Origin of the sequence: Paraburkholderia madseniana (assembly GCF_009690905.1) — a bacterium.
Taxonomy (GTDB): Bacteria; Pseudomonadota; Gammaproteobacteria; order Burkholderiales; family Burkholderiaceae; genus Paraburkholderia; species Paraburkholderia madseniana.
This window is the reverse complement of sequence record NZ_VOSW01000042.1, coordinates 55,748-73,372: the sequence shown is the minus strand read 5'-3', so window position 1 is coordinate 73,372 and position 17,625 is coordinate 55,748. Positions and strand designations below refer to the sequence as shown.

Genomic DNA, 17,625 nt, shown 5'->3' with positions numbered 1-17,625 from the left:
AAACCTAAATGTTCAAGAACAAACTAGTCCCGCTTCTTTTCACCGGAGTAGCGGTGCTAACCCTGACGGCGTGTGCCGGCGTGCAACCGGTGGCCTACACGGGTATCGCATCGTCGTCGCAGTTGAAGCAGAACCGCGATGACGACTCAGGCAAGGTTCCCTACAAGTACGCCACTTCAGTTGCCTGGCCTCAATACACGCAGGTGATACTGGACCCGGTCACCGTGTACCAAGGGAGCGACAACCAGTTCGGCGACCTGAAGGAAGCCGACAAGGCGGCGCTCGCCGATTACATGGGGAAGACGTTCTCCGAAAAACTCGCGAAACGGTTCAGCGTTGCGAACCAGGCCGGCCCGAATACGCTGCGGATCAAGCTGACACTCACCGGCGCCGAAAAGACGACGTTACTTGTCGGACAGGTCATGCATTTCGACCTTGCGGGCAATCTCTATAACGGCGTACAGGCAATCCGCGGCGGGCAGGGTGCATTCAGCGGCTCGGTTACTTACTCAGTCGAGGTCTTTGACGGTCCCAGCGGCCGTCTGCTGAAGGCATACGTTTCGAAGCAGTATCCGAATGCCATGAATCTGCCGGCAGCCTTTGGTTCCTTGAGTGCCGCGAAGACCGGCCTCGACAAGGGCGCTGATGCCCTCGTGGAACAGCTTCATTAACCGGTCTGTCTGCTACCCGGGCATCGCGCGCGGTTCGGCGGATATTCTCAGCGCGCGATAGCCCCGAGTGATCGGGCACCGGAACTCGCCGCTGCGATAGCGCGGCTGTTTCGGACTTCCATGAGGTGTGCGAATGCGGCCCTTTGCCGAAGTCGTCGTTTCGTTCGCACCCCCGCCCTTGATGGTTGCGATCGTTTTCTCGGTCGCGTACCTGCTGGTGGGGATTCCGGTCCATTTCACGCGCGGCGCAGCCGCCAGGGACTGGCTCGGCACCCTCGCCGGTATTTTCGCGGCACTCGCATACATCGTGCTGGTTGTGGGCTTTTATCCGGGTGTTCAAACGGCGGCACGATAGCCCCCCTTCTTGCCCGAACCTAGCGCGATTTTCGCAAACTGGCCATGATCGTATTGATCTGCGTGTCGAACTGTTCGAACCACAACTGCGTCGCTTCCAGTTGCGCGCTTACCTCCTGAAAGTGGGCTTCACTCGCTTCGACAGCGCGCTCTGCGTCGGCAATCGTCTCGGGGGCAGTTTGCGCGCCAAGCGCAAGCACGGCGAGCGACTCGATCTCGCCGCAGGCGCTATGAGTCTGATCCGTGAGTTCAGTCAGCAGCGCCCTCAACATTTGCAACTGATCGTGCCAGCCGCTTTCTGAGCGACGCAGCTCCTCGATAAAAAGACTGATATCACCGCCCGGGGAAATGTTTGCCAGGGCGGCGGTGCTTTGTCGCAGATGATCCAGCACGGCGAGACAACCCTGGGCGCGCTCGATCAGCCCCTTCGCTCGATCATGCGCTTCAGTCATGCGCGCTTTAAGCGCCGTGACGCGATCGTAAAGCCGCGCCTGTAGGACAAACGTCTGCGGATTCACCGGTAAGTGTCCATCGGTAGGAGTTCGTGGATCGACATGGTTGCGAGCCCGAGGATCGCCATCACACCCATCGCGGCCGTCAGTGTGATGCAGGCACCGAGGACGACAATGATCTTGAGCCGGATGCTGTACGCGAATTGATTCACTTTGTTTCCTTCGGGACGCTTGCAGCGGAAATGGTGTCGCGCTCAAGGAACTGGCGGCGCCTTACCGGGTATACGGCGACATCGCGATACGGCTTGATGTAAGGATTTCCTGATTTTCGACTAGGCATATCCCGCTCATCCGCGTTGCCGTTGATGCCAGCGCGCGTTGACGGAAGAGTCCGTGACGGTTAGATATTTCGTGCTAGGCTTCTTGCACAGCTAGCTGCCAACGGAGGCGATGATGGCTGATAACATCGAAGGCATTAGTGTCGCAAATGACGGTGAGGCTGTTAAGTTCGGCATCAGAGTCGACAGCGTCCATCACTTCTGCATTGTGAGCAGGGAAGTGCTTAAGGAGTTGTCGCAAGCAGGTGCCCACAAAAGCGACTTGTTGCAGGAGTTCGAACGGCACCGCGAGTTGATCAGCGAGAAGGCTGCACTTGCAATTCGAAGCGGTTCGAAGGGAGATCCGCTACCACTTGGCATTGAACTCTTCGTTCCTTAACGTAGATTACAAACCTCATCAGGGGGCTGACATCGGTCCCCCCTTTTGTACTCGAAACGCAAATCCACGGGTTGGCGCTCCAGGCAGCACGTCGGATGTGGCAGCACAGCAGAAGGCTCGCCACTTTACGTTCTCCGCATGATCAATGGCTCACATCAACAGCGCAAAAGGCGATAGTAACTATCGGCCGTATTGATCAGTACATCGACATTTCGACCTCCATCGAGCGTGACCAGGCTGACTATAATCAACTGGTCCAATACGACTTCTGGACCCGCTGACCGGACTAGTTGGAGCGGTGCATTCACCCTCGCTTGCTTGACACGCGTGCACCGTTGGCCTTTGATGAATGGACAGCCAGTGTTGGGCTGACAGAACAGGCAGGGAGCCAGCCGTGACATCCACCCGCCATACCATGATGTGGGAAGCCGCCGTCGACGCGCTTGAGCGCGCCGAGCGATTGCATCGCCAGTTCTTCCGGTTAGCTGGTCAGCATGCGCTGGTGCCGGTATGGGAGCCGCCGATCGAGGTGTTCGAGCATGACGGCCGGCTGGCGATCGTGGTGGCGTTGCCCGGCGTGGCTCCCGATCAGGTCAGCCTGGACCTCGAAGGCGGGACGCTGGTCGTCGTGGCCGAGAGGACGTTGCCTCGGGCCTTCGCCGGGGGAGCGGTCCATTACATGGAAATTCCCTATGGCCGCTTCGAGCGACATATCCGTCTTCCGGCCGGGCGCTACCGCCTGGCCGGGCGCGACTCCGAACACGGTTGCCTGTTGCTGGACTTCGAATGTCCACGTGCCGGCCGGCGCGGTCCCAAAGGACGGCCCTAGTGCCGGGGTGGCCCTGTTCATTGCGATCGCATCGCTGTTGATGGGGCAAGCCGTGCGCAGCGATTGTGCTGTGACTGGCGAGATCAGCCTGCGCGGCATTGTCCTGCCAGTGGGCGGCATCAAGGAAAAGGTGCTTGCCGCCTTGCGCGCCGGCATTGGGACCGTGCTGCTGCCTGCGCGCAATGCGTCGGACCTCGAGGACATCCCGGCCGACGCACGAAGCCAGTTGCGCTTTGTGCTGCAGGAGACGGTGGATGACGCACTGCGCGAGTTAATCGAGACCAGGGCAGTGAAGCGCTCGTAGTGCCGCGGATTACTCACTCTCCAATGGGGACCCAGTAATGAAAACCGAACATCTTCCCAATCAGCGACTCAAGGAACGCGAAAAAACCGGACCGCACCTGACCGTGCAGGAGCATTTGGGCCTGAACGGGCGAATCGCCCTTGTCATCACCAACGCGGTTGGCACGATGTGGTGTGCCTATGTCTTTGCGGTGATCGCGCTTATCAGCTTGCCATCTGCCATTCAGGGTGGAGTGTCGACGCTGATCGCCTGGATCGCTCAGACTTTTTTGCAGTTGGTGCTGCTGTCAGTCATCATGGTGGGCCAGAAGGTGGCGGCCGCAGCCTCAGACAAGCAGGCGCTACAGACCTACAAGGACGCTGAGGCGCTTCTAAATATCCAGGATGAGATGCACCGGCTCATCGAGATCAACAATTCGCTGACTGAAGCGATCCATCGCGCGGTTATGGCAAAGGGAACATCGACGGCCGAACAACCGAACGTTTCCGGCGACCCCAGCCGGCCAGCGTGATTCCAGGCAACCCGCGGCAGGACCGTCAACACCCGGGTGTGGCTCTCGTATAACGCAACGAGCTACCTGCAGGCGCGGCACGGCGCACCTGCAGAGTCGATGAATGCTATCGACGGTATCGGCGCGCTCGTGCAGGCCGCCGCGGCCGGCTGAGCGCACGCATCGTTACTCGACGCCGCGAACGATGCGCAGATCGCGCTCGACACCGTCGCCCAGCGCTTCAAGCGCTTTCTTGTAGGCGTCGCTCTCGTAGGCGGCAACGGCCTGCTCGTAGGTCGGAAACTCGATCACGACGGTCCGCTCCTTCAAACCTTGCTCGTGTGCTTCTTCGGCGACGCCGCGCACGATGAATTTGCCGTTAGCGGCTGCCACTGCGGGCGCTGCCAGTTGCGCATACGCAGCCAGTTTCGACGGGTCCTTCGTCGCGCGGTATGCGGTCACCCAATATCCCTTGCTCATGTGAATCTCCTGGTTTTGCGGCGTGAAAGTAGTGGTCGCGTTGCAAAGCAACGACGCGGGAATTATGTCACTTCGAGCATCCCCGCGTGCGGTTCACGAGCGCGCGTGCGTTCGGCCGGTTTGCGTCCATGCCCACCGCAGCAATTGCCAATCGACATGACTTTCCCCGATCGCTCCCTGTCGGCCCGCCTTAGTTAGCAAGCATCGCGGCAGATCCCTCCGCGCGTATCCCCTTGCGATAACGCCCGAGCCCCACGATTCCAACCAGCGACACCGCCGAAAGCACGCTGAAGAAAATCGCCAGCGGCAGCCACTCGCCCTTGTAGTTCTGCGCGAGCATCGTACCGATCAAAGGTGTCGTCCCACCGGCGATCGTCGCGCACAGTTGATAAGCGATCGAAATGCCGGAGTACCGGACCTGCGTGGGAAATGCCGGCGTCATGAAACCGGCGATGACCGCATAGACAGCGGACAGCACCACCACCGCGAGCGAGATACCCGCCACGATCGCGACCGGATTTTGTGTCTGGACGAGCAGGAACATCGGGTAGGGCGTAAGCATGGATAGCAGGGCGGCGCAGGTCAGAAAGCGAGTCTCTCCAACCCGTTGAGCCAGCAGCGCCGAAACCGGCTGAGACGCCAACTGGATGAGGGTGACGATAAACAGGCAATCGAGAATGAACGATTTCGACATGCCGAGATAACCGGTGACATACGAAATCATGAACGTATTGGTGAAGAAGAACCCGGCGGAGCCGATCGTTGTGGCCATCGCCGCCATGACGATCGGATACCACGCGGTGCGCAGCACTTCCTTGACGGGCGACTTCAGCACCTCGCGATTCTTGCGAAGCTGCTCGAACTCGGGCGATTCCTTAACGCCGAGACGAATCGCCATGCCGATCAACAGCAGCACGAAGCTGGCCAGAAACGGCAGGCGCCAACCCCAGGCTACGAAGCTTGCGTGATCGAGAGACGTGACGAGCCTGAACGACACGAGCGAAAGAATCAACCCGGCCGGGCTGCCCATCTGCGGAAAGGACGCGAAGAACGTCTTGCGGCCGGTTGGCGCGTGCTCGCTCGCCATCAATACCGCGCCGCCCCATTCGCCGCCCACGGCAATACCCTGGAGAATTCGCAACAGCACGAGCGAGACCGGTGCCCAGATGCCGATGCTGGCGTAGCCGGGCAGCAAGCCAATGCCGGTGGTGGCGATCCCCATCAGGAACATGGTCAGCAGCAGCATCTTCTTGCGGCCCAGCTTGTCGCCGAGATGCCCGAACACCGCGCCGCTCAATGGACGCGCAATGAAGCCGACAAAGAACGTGCCGAACGAAGCCATCGTACTGAGAAAGTGATTGCTGCTCGGGAAGAACACCTCGCCGAGCACGAGCGCGGCGGCCGTCGCATAGGTGTAGTAGTCGTAAAACTCGACGGCCGTGCCGATAAAAGCCGCGGTGGCGGCGCGCACGGGCTGATGAGTCTGTTCAGAAGGGGACATGGGGAATCCTGTTGTTGAACGCGCAGCGTTGGTTTGGCTGCTGTCTTTATGGGTCGCCGAAATACGCCCGCCAAATTCGGATTTTTAATCTTCAGTATCGAGGCGGCTAATGCTAGCCCGGCTTATGCGTTGCCGCTTTCGTCAAAGGCACGGAGCAGCGCGTCACGCGCGATCAAGCGTTGCGCGTTGTTGCGCTCCGGATAGTCGATCCATACCGATCCGATAGGGGATGGATTCGCCTGCTGTACTGCGTGTGCGTCGACAAGCGCACGCGCTGCCTGCACGTCCTCCGCGGATGGCGTCAGCGCGCGGTGAATCGCGGGCACGTGTTCGGGAAACACGACGCTTTTCGATGCGAATCCGAGTTGCGTGGAGATGTCCAGGTCCTGCCCAAGCATCTGCGCCGACCGATACGTACAAGGAAGATCGATCGGCACGCAGCCGGCGGCAACGCACTCGATCAGAAAGCGGCTGCGTGCGTAAAGCAGTTCGTGACCGCCCGGCGTGCGGCGAGCGCCGAGATTCGCCGCCAGGTCTTCGACCGCCAGCATGCAGCACTTTATCCGTGCACCCACCTGAAGTAGCGCTCCCAGATGGACCAGACCCTTTGCGGATTCGATAACTGGAACCACCTCCGTCGAGCCCTCCGGAATGCCCAGCTTGCGCTCGATGACGGCCAGCGCATCGTCGAGCGCGGCGAGTTGAGCCGCGCTCTCCGCGTGCGGCAGAAAAATCGCCCGTGGGGTGCCGGGCATGACGCCTTCGAGATCGGCATTGCCGTCGTGTTCCAGTTTGTTGATCCGTACCGAGCCGAACGTGCCGGCGCGAGCCGCGTCGCGCAATAGCGTGACAATGCGTTCGCGTGCCTGTGGCCGGTCTTGCGGTGAAGTCATTTCTTCGAGGTCGGCGACGATTGCATCCGCACCGCTTTGCAGCGCGACCGCGTGGGCCTCGGCATGGTTGCCGGGTACGAAGAGCCATGTGCGCCGGATGCCTGGCGGACGCGGCGTTTGATGCGTGTTCATACGGCCTGCCCCGCGCGCGCCAGCATCGCGTGAAGCAGCACATCCGTGCCGCGCGTGACGTCTGCCGGCAACGCGTCTTCGGCTTCGTTATGGCTCAGGCCGTCGACGCAGGGGATGAAAATCATCGCGGTCGGACAATGTTTCGCGAGATGGATCGCGTCATGTCCGGCACCGCTGACGATGCGTTGACGCGGATAGTCCAGCGCCTCTACCGCGTTGCCGACAGCCGCAATGCATTGAGGGTCGAACGGCGTAGCCGGGCTGACCCAATGCTGCCCCACTTCGACTGCGAGGCGGCGGCGCCTGGCGATGACATCGAAGCGCTCGCGCAGCGCGGCTTCCATTTTTTCGATCATCGCATCGTCGGGGTGGCGCAGGTCCACCGTGAACGACAGGTCCGCCGCGATCGTATTGCGCGATGCGTTGCGTATGTGCAGCTCGCCGATGGTGGCGAGACCCTGCGGGAAGAAGTCTGCCGCGATGCTCTCCAGTTCCGCGGCCATTTCCGCGCTCGCAAATAGCGCATCGCGGCGGTACTGCATCGGTGTCGTGCCTGCGTGCGCGGCCTGCCCACGCACGCGCACATCGAGCCAGCGAATCGCCTGGCCGCCGGTGACGACGCCGATCGGCACGCCACTTTCCTCGAGCACCGGACCCTGTTCGATATGCGCTTCGAAGTAGGCGTCGAAGACGATGCCGGGCACGGCACGCGTGCCGGCATAACCGGTTGCTTGCAATGCCTGCTCGACCGATGTCCCTGCTGCGTCGCGCGTGTTCAATGCCTGGGCGAGCGGCATGACGCCTGTGAAGGCCGCTGAACCGAGCATGGCCGGCGTGAAGCGCGCGCCTTCCTCGTTGGTCCACACGACGATTTCGATGGGCTTATCGGTTTGAATGTTCGCATCGTTCAGCGTGCGAACGACTTCGAGCGCGGCGAGCACGCCATAGACCCCGTCGAAGCGGCCGCCCTCGGGTTGGGTGTCGAGGTGGCTTCCACTTGCTACTGGCGCGGCGTCGTTCCGTTTGCCGGCGCGCCGCGCGAAAAGATTGCCGACCTGGTCGACCGACAACGTCAACCCCGCCTCGACGCACCACTGCGAGAAAAGCGCCCGGCCGGCCGCGTCCTGTTCGGTCAGTGCGAGGCGCCGCACACCGCCGCCTGCCGTGGCGCCGACGGCGGCCATGTTCATCAGGCTCGTCCAGAGCCGCTCACCATTGATCTTTAGCATCACACACTCCTGAAGCCGCGGCGTACTGACCGCGTCGGGTTCGTCGTGATGCCTTTATCCGTAATCAAAAATGATAAGTCTAATTTCTAATTCTAATCCTAAGTATAATTTTGGCGGATGATGAAACCAGTGAGGCTCATCGTGAGCAAAGACCGCCCGGACACCTATCTCAACGACCGCCTCGACTGGAACCTGCTGCGGACTTTTCTCGCCATTGCGAAAGAAGGCAGCGTGAGTCGCGCGGCGACGAAGCTGCACTTGACACAGCCCGCCGTGAGCCAGGCGTTGCGCCGGTTGGAGGAGCAGTTGGGTCTGCGCCTCGTGGATCGTCACGGTCCGCGTATCGAAGTCACGCAGGCCGGCATCGAAGTGAAGCAGATTGCTGAAGACGTGTACGGCACGATCTCGCGGCTGTCGCTTGCCGAGGTGGATCGCGAACACGATATCTCCGGCATGGTGCGCGTGAGTACCGTCAGCGGCATCGATTTCCCGGCCTACGACACGTTTCTGGCGGAGTTCCATCGCACGTATCCGCGTATCGAACTCGAAAGCCAGGAAATGCGCAGCGCTGATGTGGTGAACAGTCTCCAGCAAAAGTCCGCAACACTCGGATTGACGCCGCGGCGCGCGTTACCCAAGCGGGTCGACAGCCGCGTGTTTCTACGTCAACGGTATGCACTTTTCTGCGGACGTCATCATCCGCTCTTTGGGCGCAACGACCTTCGGGTCGCCGATCTCGCCGGCGAAAAGTTCGTCTCTTTCACCGGCGACAAAGTGGGCGACCACCTGTCGCCGCTCACGTTCTTTCGTGACGAAATGGGTTTCACCGGACGCGTGGTCGGCTCATCGTCGAGCATGACCGAGGTGAGGCGTTTCATCTTCGCGGGCTTCGGCATTGGCTGCCTGCCTGAACACGTTGTGCGCGATGACATCGCTCAAGGCCGCCTTCAGCGGCTGCCGCCGGATGAAGGCGTGGCCGACCTCGATATCTACATGCTGTGGTCACAGGACCGCAAGCTGAGCGCCGCTGAAGCCGCGTTTATCGATGCGCTGAATGTGTTCATCGATGGTCAGGCGGAAGGTGCTGGCCTCGAGCCTCACGCTTAGTAGCCGCGCGTCACGTCCACCACGTTCTGCAGCGGTTCACCGCGGATCAGCCTGCGCGCGTTGTGCGCCACCTGCGTGGCGATCGTTTCCGAGCTTGCCACCGACGCCATGTGCGGCGTCACGATCAGATTGGGTGCGCGCCACAAATGATCTTCGGGCGGTAGCGGTTCGGTTGGAAACACGTCGACGATCGCACCGCCGATCTGCCCGTTCTTGAGCGCCGCGATCAGGTCCGCAGGCACCAGATGTTCGCCGCGACCGACGTGAATCAGCTTCGCGCCAGGCCGTAAGTGCTCGAACATGTTCGCATTGAGAATCCAGCGGGTTTCGTGCGTGAGCGGCAAGAGACACACGAGGATGTCCGTCCCCTGAAGGAATGGCTTGAATTGCTCGGGACCGGCGAAGGTCGTCACGCCTGGCAGTTCGCGGGGCTTGCGCGCCCAGCCGCGCACCGCGAAGCCGAAGCGCTGCAAATCCGTCGCGACGCGGCTGCCGATTTCTCCCAGTCCCATGATGCCGACGGCGCATTCGGAAGCATCGCGCTGATCGTCGCGGAACCAGCGGTTAAGACGCTGATTGGCAAGCACACGGTCGAGCTGGCGATGGAAGTGTAGCGCCCCCCACGTGACGAATTCGCTCATGCCGCGTGCGTGTTGCGGATCGACGACCCGGCACAGCGGCACGGCAGGCAGGGCAGGGTCGGACAGGATGTTGTCGACGCCCGCAGCGATGCTATGCACGAGCCGCAGTTTCGGCAGCGCCGCCAGCGCGCCGGCCGGTGGGTTCCAGCACACGGCGATGTCAGCGTCGCCGCTGGACCGCTCGCCATGCATCACGACATCGAACTCAGGGGCGGCGCGCAGAATCGGCTGCACCAGGTGTGACATGTCGAAGTCACGGCTCATCAGAACTAATTTGGTCATTGCATCGAACCGGAGAACGGGCCTAGTTGCGGTAGTCGGATTGCGGGTCGTCGATCAACCGTAACGCCGCGCGCCACGCCAGCTCCGAAATTCCCGCGGAGTCGTCGCGAGCGAACTGGCTCGCTGTCAGCTCGCACACTTCTCGCGGCGGGATGCGCAGCGCGCTGCCGCCGGCCAGCGCCTGGATTTGCGCCTGACAGGCCCGCTCGAGGAAATAGATCTCGTGGAACGCTTCGGCTGCCGTCGCGCCTGCCGCAAGCAAGCCATGATTGCGCAGGATCATCGCCTTGCAGGAACCGAGGTCGCGCACCAGACGCTCGCGCTCGCCGAGTTCGAGCGCGATGCCCTCGTAGTCGTGGTAAGCGAGCTTGCCGTAGAACTTCAACGCATGCTGACTGATCGGCAGCAGCCCCTGCTCCTGCGCCGATACGGCTGTTCCGGCGGCTGTATGCGTATGGATCACGAAATGCAGATCGTCGCGAGCCGCGTGGATGGCCGAATGAATCGTGAACCCTGCGGCGTTCACACGAAACAACGCGGGGTCGCTGTGCGCCCGCTCGTCGACGACGTTGCCGAGATGATCGATCTTCACGAGGTCCGACGCGCGCATTTCGTGAAACAGCACGCCGTAGCGGTTGATCAGAAATGCCGGCGGCTCGCCCGGCAAACTGGGCAGGCGCGCCGTGATGTGCGTATCGATCATGTCGGTCATGCGGAAGTGAGCGGCCAGCCGGTAGAGCGCCGCCAGTTCCTCCCGTACCTGCTGTTCGGCACCGATCGGTGCCGGTTTGTCGCTCATGCGGTCGGATGTGGGCGTGGATTGCATTTCAGAAGACTCCCAGGTTCTCACTTGCTGTAGTGCACGTAGTGTTCGTTAGCGCGTCAGTGTCCGTCAACTTGATTGTTCTAATGCTGATCATTAGCCGCGTGAATACTTTACGACATGAAGCATTGCAGGACCTCGTGAAGCGGTGCTTTGGCGTTAAGGCGAGCCAGTATCGCGGGCTCCGCGTGGTCGGAAGCCAGCGCCAGATCGATCACGTCGGTAAGGGCCAGTGCTTCAGCGAACTGTACACCGTTGTCGTCGGCCAGCACGATGTCGCCTGGGCGCACCACGACCCCACCGCACACCACCGGCTCGTTGAACAGGCTCGACATCGTGTCGCGCTTTTTGGTCGTGAGCAACGATGTTCCGCGCGCGAACACCGGCAGCCCCGTGCTGCGTAGTTCGATGAGATCGGTCACCACGCCGTCGACGATAACACCCCTCGCGCCGGCGTTGAGCGCGGCACATGCCGTGACCGCTCCGACCGGCGCATGCGTATGGTTACCGCTCATGTCGATCACCAGCACGTCGCCGGGTTTGAGTTGCGAGAGGGCGCGGTTCACGGGGATGGCGTCGGGCGACTGTAGCTTGAGCGTCACCGCGCGCCCGATCACCTTCACATTGGGGACCATCGCGCGAAGGCGATGGTCCGCGAAGCCGTCTTCCATGAAGTGCCCTAGCGTCGGGAAGCTGACGGATTCGAGACTGTGCAGTAAGGATGAGTCGGGTGAGGCTTGCATCAGAGCGGCATTTTCCGTTTTCATATCAGACCTTCACGAAAGGCTCGCCGTGGCGGCATTGGTGCGCGCCGCAGACGAGATATCACGGCGAAGCGTCTCCGCGAGCAGCACGAGCGCGAGTACCGAAACAGCAGCCGAGCCCATCATGTACCACGCCACCGACGAACCGCGGCCTGTAGCGGACAACAGCGCGGTGGTGACAATGGGCGTGGCCGCACTGCCGAGCAGCCCGGACAACATATAGCTCACCGACAGACCGGAGTAGCGAACCTCGGTGCCGAACAGCTCCGCGAGGAAGGTGGCGATGGGTCCATAGTTCGCGGCGAAGGCGGTCATCATCAGCAGATAGCCGAGCAGCGCGAACGGAAACTCGCGCGTATCCAGCAGCCAGAAAAGCGGAAAAGCGAGCAAGGCCTCGGCGACGATGCCGCCGATGATTACCGGCTTGCGGCCCACGACGTCGGATAACTTGCCGAAGGCCGGCAACAACACGATGCAGAGTGCGCAGGCAATCAGCGCGATGGAAAGCATCGCGTTACGTGAGAAGCCCAGCGTCTGCGTCCCATAGGTTAGCCCGAAAGCGACGATCAGGTTGAACGAGGTGCCCGTCGACATCGTCGCGATGCCGCCGAGCAGAACCTGCTTCCAGTATCGGGTGAGAACCTCGGCGATCGGCAACTTGACCTGCGCGTCGGCCTCCTTGACTTTGCGAAACGACGGCGTTTCCGATGTGTTCAGGCGGATATAAAGCCCGACACCCACGAGCAATGCGCTCGCAAGGAACGGAATGCGCCAACCCCAGGAGAGCAGTGCGTCGTTTGACAGCGTGGCATTGCAGAGCAGAAACGCCAGATTGGCGATCAGGGTACCGGCAGGCACGCCGATTTGCACCCACGAGCCATACAGTCCACGCTTGCCGGCCGGCGCGTGTTCCACCGCCATCAGCACGGCGCCGCCCCATTCGCCGCCGAGCGCGAGCCCCTGAATGACGCGCAAGGTGAGCAACAGAATGGGCGCCCAGATGCCAATCGACGCGTAGTTCGGCAGCAGCCCAATCGAGAACGTCGCGATGCCCATGATGATGAGCGAGACCAGCAGCATCGCCTTGCGTCCGAGGCGGTCGCCGAAATGGCCGAACAGGGCGGCACCGACGATGCGCGCGAGGTAGGCGGAGGCGAACGTGCCGAACGCCAGCAAGGTGCCGACCAACGGGACAAAGCCGGGAAAGAACACCTTATTGAAGACGAGTGCCGAGGCGGTGGCGAAAACGAACAGGTCATACCATTCGACAGTCGTGCCGATCACACTCGCCACCGCGATCTTTTTCATGTTGACCGGGGTGCCATCTCCTGGCGGTGGCGCTGGCGTGTCCGTGGGGCGGTAGGACGTCATGGGTTTCTCCTTGAGGCATGGCGGTTTCAGTGGATGAACGCAGCCATTGCGCGCATGGCCTGGTGCCTTTATCGGAAGCCAAAAACAATAAGTAAAAGTCTGTTTTCTAATCCTTTGTATTAGTGCGGCGAATGATCGGACGGCCGGTCCTCGCCGCTGGTCAGCGCGCTGATCGTTCTGTCGATGTACGGCGCGTATCGCGGCATATTCGAGAAGTCGTAAGTGACGGGCTCGCGCTGGGGTGAAAAAGATAGCTGCCCGATCGAGATAACGATATCGGAATTGAATCATTCTCACGAAGCGTCCTGATCGCTACGCTTGCAGAAATATTGCAAGCGAGGGCATATGGCCGTTTCTGTTTCCACATCTTTTTCCGCGCGGCGACGCACGCTGAAGCTGCTCGGCGCAGTTCCGGCGCTTGCCGCAACCGGCGCATTTCATTCACTCAACGTGCAGGCCGCCGATCTGGCATCGACCACGATCGTGCTCGGCGACCAGGCCGGCGGCACACGGGCGCTTGCCGAAGCGGCCAAGGTTCTCGACGGCACGCCGTACGCATTTCGCTGGGCTAACTTCCAGGGTGCCGCGCCACTCTTCGAGGCGCAACGCGCGGGCGCCGTCGATCTTGCCCCGGCGGGCGACTTGCCTGTGCTTGCAGCGGCTGTCGGCGATCCGACCTTGAAGATCGTCGCGACGCGTGTGGGGTCGGGCGCGCAACTCGGTATTCTGGTTGCGCCCAATTCACCGATTCGCACGGTGGCGGATCTGAAGGGGCGCACCGTATTCGTGTCGTCGGCGCGCGGCAGCATTTCGCAATTCCAGTTGTACGGTGCGCTCGCCGAAGCAGGACTCTCGAAGGACGACGTCAAGGTTCGTTTCATCCTGCCGGTCGATGCGTTTGCGGCGTTCGCGTCCGGTTCAATCGACGTGTGGGCGACATTCGATCCGTACTACGGTATCGCGGTCCAACGTGGCGCGCGTATTTTGCGGGACGGTTCTGGGATCAATAGTGGCCTCGGCTTCATCACTGCATCGGGCGCCGCGCTGGCGGATACGCGCAAACGCGCGGCTATCGCAGACGTTCTGCTTCGGCTGCAACGCGCGGGTGATTGGGCGCTTGCGAATCCCGATGCCTACGCGCAGATCTACTCGACCTTGACGCGCTCGCCACTCGACGCCGCGAAGCAGATCACGCAGCGCGCGGCATTGAAACAGCACTTCGTGACCGAGGCGGATATCGCCGCGCTCCAGAAGGTTGCTGATAGCGCGGATCGCGACGCTATCCTGCCGCGCCGTATCGACGTCCGCGCGATCGCCGAGACGCATATCGCAAAGGTTTGACGCAACCGGTAGTGCGCTTTGCGGCGCGTTGCTCCGTGCCCAGCGGAGCCGCAGCGCGTTTGCCCGGCGCCGTGCGCTCCGGCAATCCCTTCCATCGCAGCAACGCCCTCCATACCGGCTACCCCTTCCCACCCGCACTGCGGGTGAACCCGAATTGCCATGCGGCCTCGTCGCGCCTATCTTTCTACATCATACGTATGACATAGAGGGCAAATCGTGGCGACTTTGCACAGGCAGGTCCTGAATCAGATGGGTGAACAGATTTGTTCAGGCAAATTCATGCCCGGCGACATTCTTCCCGCCGAGCCGGTGCTTGCCGAGCAGATGCAGGTGAGCCGCATCACCATCCGCGAGACGATGAAGTCGCTCTCCGCCAAGGGCATGCTGCAGGTGCGCCGCCGCTACGGCACGGTCGTGCTGCCGCGTGCGCAATGGCAGTTGTTCGACCCGGACGTGATCATGTGGCGTGCGCGTGCAAGCGCCGTCGAGCCCGGCCTCATCGAAGATCTGATGGAACTGCGCCTGATCATCGAGCCGAACGCGGCGAGGCTTGCCGCGAAACGCGCAACTGATGAAGACCGCATCGCGGTCCGGCGGGCTTTCAAGGCAATGGAACGCGCGGTCGCCGGCCACGGCGAGTACGTTCCCGCCGACCTCGCGTTTCACGGCGCCATCCTTACCGCCTGCCACAACCAGTTCGTCCAGCAGATGCAGAACGCGCTGTCGGCGATCCTGCGCACCAGTTTCGAACTCAGCTCTGAAATCGCCGGCGGTCCGGCCCGTTCGCTGCCGATGCACGAGGCACTGTGCGTCGCGATCGAGAAGGGGGATCCCGTCGCGGCGGAAGAGGCCGTACTCACGCTCATCAGGCGCGCCGAGCAGGACTTCGAGGACCGCGCCGCGCTGGACCGAACCGCCAACGATCAACCCGCGTAGCAATCGTCGTAACCCATTTCATCGCGACCCTCGTCGGGATCGCGAGGGGCGCACTCGCGCCTCGTTTCTGAACATCGAGAGGACACACGCATGACACAGCTATTCGATCTGAGCGGCCGCACGGCACTCGTTACCGGCTCGGCGCGCGGCATCGGATTCGCGCTTGCCGAGGGACTGGCGGCCGCCGGTGCGAACGTCATCCTGAACGGCACGCGCGCCGACACGGTGGCCGAAGCGGTCGCCCGTCTGAGCGACAAGGGTTTCAATGCGCAAGGCCGCGCCTTCGATGTGACCGACGAAAGCGCCGTTGCCGACGCATTCGCGCAGTGGGACAAGGACGGCGTGCAAGTCGATATCGTGGTCAACAACGCCGGCATCCAGTTTCGCAAGCCGCTCGTCGAACTCGAACTGAGCGACTGGCAGCGCGTGATCGACACCAATCTGACGAGCGCCTTCATCGTCGCGAAGCAGGCCGCGCGCCGCATGATCGCGCGCGGCACGGGCGGCAAGATCATCAACATCGGCTCGCTCACGAGCGAAACCGGGCGCGCGACGGTCGGCGCCTATACGGCGGCGAAGGGCGGCATCAAGATGCTGACCCGCGCCATGAGCGCCGAGTGGGCGGCCTCGGACATTCAGGCGAACGCGATCGGCCCGGGGTACATCCTGACCGACATGAACAAGCCGCTGATCGAGAACGCCGCTTTCGACGCATGGGTCAAGAGCAGCAATCCCTCACAACGCTGGGGCAAGCCGGAAGAACTCGTCGGCACGGCGGTGTATCTGGCTTCACCGGCGTCGAGCTATGTGAACGGCCAGATCATCTACGTCGATGGTGGCTGGCTAGCCGTTCTTTAAAAGCAGGTCCACGCGAGTAGACCAAAACAAACAGCCACTCGCATCAGATAGTTCGTGCGCCGCACTGATCCGGAGACATCATGGAAAGCGTCAAACCCGTAGCAACTCAAAGATGGTGGTATCTGATGCCCATCATCTTCATCACGTATAGCCTCGCCTATCTCGACCGCGCGAATTACGGCTTCGCCGCCGCGGCCGGGATCGACAAGGATCTCGGCATCACCCATGGCACTTCGTCGCTGATTGGCTCGCTGTTCTTTCTCGGCTACTGCCTGTTTCAGGTGCCCGGTGCGATTTACGCACAGCGCAATAGCGTGAAGAAGCTGATCTTCTTCAGTCTGATTCTGTGGGGATTGTGCGCGGCGGCGACCGGCATGGTCAGCAATATTCCGATGCTAATGGTGCTGCGCTTCACGCTCGGCGTCGTGGAGGCGGCCGTGATGCCGTCGATGCTGATGTACATCAGCCGCTGGTTCACACGCAGCGAGCGCTCGCGCGCCAACACGTTCCTGATTCTCGGCAATCCGGTGACGGTGCTGTGGATGTCGGTGGTGTCGGGCTATCTGGTTCGCAGTTTCGGCTGGCGCGAGATGTTCATCCTTGAGGGCATGCCTGCCATCGCATGGGCCGTGGTCTGGTGGTTCACGGTGAAAGACCGTCCGGCCGACGCGCCCTGGATGAGCGATGCCGAAAAGACTGAACTCGACGCGCGCCTGACGGCCGAGCAGGCCCATATCGCGCCGGTGCGTAATTACAAGGCAGCGTTCCGTTCGTCGATCGTGATCAAGTTTTGCGCGATTCATGCGCTGTGGAGCATCGGCGTGTACGGCTTCATCATGTGGCTGCCGTCGATCCTCAAAGCCGCCTCGACGATCGACATCGTGTCGGTGGGCTGGCTCGCCGCTGTGCCTTATCTCGCCGCAATCATCCTGATGCTGCTCGCGTCGTGGCTCTCGGACAAGACGCGTAATCGCAAGCTGTTCGTCTGGCCGCTGCTGCTCGTCGGGACCATTGCGTTCGTCGCTTCCTATCTGATCGGCGGCTCGCACTTCTGGATCTCGTTCGCGCTGCTGGTCGTTGCAGGTGCAACGATGTACGCGCCGTATGGCCCGTTCTTCGCACTCGTGCCGGAACTGATTCCGAGCAACGTGCTGGGCGGCGCGATCGGCCTCATCAACGCATGCGGTGCGTTGGGGGCGTTTCTCGGTTCGTGGGTGGTGGGCTATCTGAACGGCGCGACCGGCAGCCCGGCGGCTTCGTATATTTTCATGGCGGCCGGCCTGCTTCTCTCGGTGATCCTGATGATGACCGTGCCCGCGAATGCCGACGAGCACGCCAAGCGTGCTGCTTCATTGTCGTTGCGTCGCACGTAACGCCCGGGGAATCTCTCGCGCAGGTCCGTCTTTCCTGACACCTCGGACGTCACGTTTTGGCGAAGAAGAGCGCAATT

General features: G+C 61.7%; 20 protein-coding genes and 1 pseudogene. 11 read left to right on the top strand and 10 right to left on the bottom strand.

What is annotated here, in order from left to right:
• The first annotated feature begins 8 nt into the window (after positions 1-8).
• Together FSO04_RS22335 and FSO04_RS22330 are read left to right on the top strand one after the other, a co-directional pair.
• Positions 9-671, top strand: coding sequence for a DUF3313 domain-containing protein (locus tag FSO04_RS22335; protein WP_154562543.1), 663 nt, complete (start codon positions 9-11; stop codon positions 669-671).
• 133 nt (positions 672-804) lie between these two features.
• On the top strand, positions 805-1,026 hold the full coding sequence (locus tag FSO04_RS22330; RefSeq protein WP_154562541.1) for a hypothetical protein: 222 nt from the start codon (positions 805-807) through the stop codon (positions 1,024-1,026).
• A gap of 19 nt (positions 1,027-1,045) precedes the next feature.
• On the opposite strand, the gene FSO04_RS22325 is transcribed toward FSO04_RS22330, so the two are convergent.
• Positions 1,046-1,543: a hypothetical protein gene (locus FSO04_RS22325; RefSeq protein ID WP_154562539.1), complete on the bottom strand. Its 498-nt coding sequence runs from the start codon at positions 1,541-1,543 to the stop codon at positions 1,046-1,048.
• A complete protein-coding gene (locus tag FSO04_RS22320; RefSeq protein WP_154562537.1) occupies positions 1,540-1,689 on the bottom strand; it encodes a hypothetical protein in 150 nt (49 codons plus the stop codon). Before FSO04_RS22320 ends, FSO04_RS22325 begins: the two co-directional genes overlap by 4 nt.
• 241 nt (positions 1,690-1,930) lie before the next feature.
• On the opposite strand from FSO04_RS22320, the gene FSO04_RS22315 reads away from it, so the two are divergent.
• From FSO04_RS22315 to FSO04_RS22300, 4 genes and pseudogenes are all read left to right on the top strand, one after another.
• Complete coding sequence (locus FSO04_RS22315; RefSeq protein ID WP_166618231.1) at positions 1,931-2,194, top strand: DUF1488 family protein; 264 nt, start codon at positions 1,931-1,933, stop codon at positions 2,192-2,194.
• Positions 2,195-2,588: 394 nt separating this feature from the next.
• Complete coding sequence (locus FSO04_RS22310) at positions 2,589-3,023, top strand: Hsp20/alpha crystallin family protein (protein WP_233464945.1); 435 nt, start codon at positions 2,589-2,591, stop codon at positions 3,021-3,023.
• Positions 2,980-3,327 (top strand): annotated as a pseudogene (locus FSO04_RS22305) (S16 family serine protease); the annotation flags it as partial. The gene FSO04_RS22310 and the pseudogene FSO04_RS22305, both read left to right, overlap by 44 nt.
• A 37-nt stretch (positions 3,328-3,364) precedes the next feature.
• Positions 3,365-3,838 (top strand): hypothetical protein, encoded by a 474-nt coding sequence (locus tag FSO04_RS22300; protein WP_154562532.1) that lies wholly within the window; start codon positions 3,365-3,367, stop codon positions 3,836-3,838.
• Between the two features lie 165 nt (positions 3,839-4,003).
• Here the strand turns inward: FSO04_RS22300 and FSO04_RS22295 are convergent, their stop codons facing one another.
• From FSO04_RS22295 to FSO04_RS22280, 4 genes are all read right to left on the bottom strand, one after another.
• Positions 4,004-4,297: a DUF1330 domain-containing protein gene (locus tag FSO04_RS22295; protein ID WP_154562529.1), complete on the bottom strand. Its 294-nt coding sequence runs from the start codon at positions 4,295-4,297 to the stop codon at positions 4,004-4,006.
• 190 nt (positions 4,298-4,487) lie between these two features.
• Positions 4,488-5,798: an MFS transporter gene (locus FSO04_RS22290; protein ID WP_154562527.1), complete on the bottom strand. Its 1,311-nt coding sequence runs from the start codon at positions 5,796-5,798 to the stop codon at positions 4,488-4,490.
• Positions 5,799-5,920: 122 nt separating this feature from the next.
• Positions 5,921-6,823, bottom strand: coding sequence for an HpcH/HpaI aldolase/citrate lyase family protein (locus tag FSO04_RS22285; RefSeq protein WP_154562525.1), 903 nt, complete (start codon positions 6,821-6,823; stop codon positions 5,921-5,923).
• The gene (locus FSO04_RS22280; protein WP_154562522.1) at positions 6,820-8,052 is read right to left on the bottom strand and encodes a Zn-dependent hydrolase; all 1,233 of its coding nucleotides are present in this window, start codon (positions 8,050-8,052) and stop codon (positions 6,820-6,822) included. The genes FSO04_RS22285 and FSO04_RS22280 overlap by 4 nt, the downstream gene beginning before the upstream one ends.
• Positions 8,053-8,193: 141 nt before the next feature.
• On the opposite strand from FSO04_RS22280, the gene FSO04_RS22275 reads away from it, so the two are divergent.
• A complete protein-coding gene (locus FSO04_RS22275; protein ID WP_233464944.1) occupies positions 8,194-9,159 on the top strand; it encodes a LysR family transcriptional regulator in 966 nt (321 codons plus the stop codon).
• On the opposite strand, the gene FSO04_RS22270 is transcribed toward FSO04_RS22275, so the two are convergent.
• From FSO04_RS22270 to FSO04_RS22255, 4 genes are all read right to left on the bottom strand, one after another.
• The gene (locus tag FSO04_RS22270; protein ID WP_166618230.1) at positions 9,156-10,082 is read right to left on the bottom strand and encodes a 2-hydroxyacid dehydrogenase; all 927 of its coding nucleotides are present in this window, start codon (positions 10,080-10,082) and stop codon (positions 9,156-9,158) included. The two genes, FSO04_RS22275 and FSO04_RS22270, sit on opposite strands and share 4 nt — an antisense overlap.
• A 22-nt stretch (positions 10,083-10,104) precedes the next feature.
• Positions 10,105-10,881 carry a class II aldolase/adducin family protein gene (locus FSO04_RS22265; protein WP_154562561.1) on the bottom strand — a complete coding sequence of 259 codons (777 nt, stop codon included), beginning with the start codon at positions 10,879-10,881 and terminating at the stop codon, positions 10,105-10,107.
• A 137-nt stretch (positions 10,882-11,018) separates the two neighbouring features.
• Complete coding sequence (locus FSO04_RS22260) at positions 11,019-11,672, bottom strand: RraA family protein (RefSeq protein ID WP_199203054.1); 654 nt, start codon at positions 11,670-11,672, stop codon at positions 11,019-11,021.
• 9 nt (positions 11,673-11,681) lie between these two features.
• Positions 11,682-13,040 carry an MFS transporter gene (locus FSO04_RS22255; protein WP_154562518.1) on the bottom strand — a complete coding sequence of 453 codons (1,359 nt, stop codon included), beginning with the start codon at positions 13,038-13,040 and terminating at the stop codon, positions 11,682-11,684.
• Between the two features lie 345 nt (positions 13,041-13,385).
• Between FSO04_RS22255 and FSO04_RS22250 the strand changes: the two genes are divergently transcribed.
• From FSO04_RS22250 to FSO04_RS22235, 4 genes are all read left to right on the top strand, one after another.
• Positions 13,386-14,381, top strand: a complete 996-nt coding sequence (locus FSO04_RS22250; protein WP_154562515.1) for an ABC transporter substrate-binding protein — start codon at positions 13,386-13,388, stop codon at positions 14,379-14,381.
• Positions 14,382-14,597: 216 nt separating this feature from the next.
• The gene (locus FSO04_RS22245) at positions 14,598-15,317 is read left to right on the top strand and encodes a FadR/GntR family transcriptional regulator (protein ID WP_168435786.1); all 720 of its coding nucleotides are present in this window, start codon (positions 14,598-14,600) and stop codon (positions 15,315-15,317) included.
• Between the two features lie 90 nt (positions 15,318-15,407).
• Positions 15,408-16,175, top strand: a complete 768-nt coding sequence (locus tag FSO04_RS22240; RefSeq protein WP_154562513.1) for an SDR family oxidoreductase — start codon at positions 15,408-15,410, stop codon at positions 16,173-16,175.
• A gap of 80 nt (positions 16,176-16,255) precedes the next feature.
• Complete coding sequence (locus FSO04_RS22235; protein WP_154562510.1) at positions 16,256-17,548, top strand: MFS transporter; 1,293 nt, start codon at positions 16,256-16,258, stop codon at positions 17,546-17,548.
• Positions 17,549-17,625: the final 77 nt, after the last annotated feature.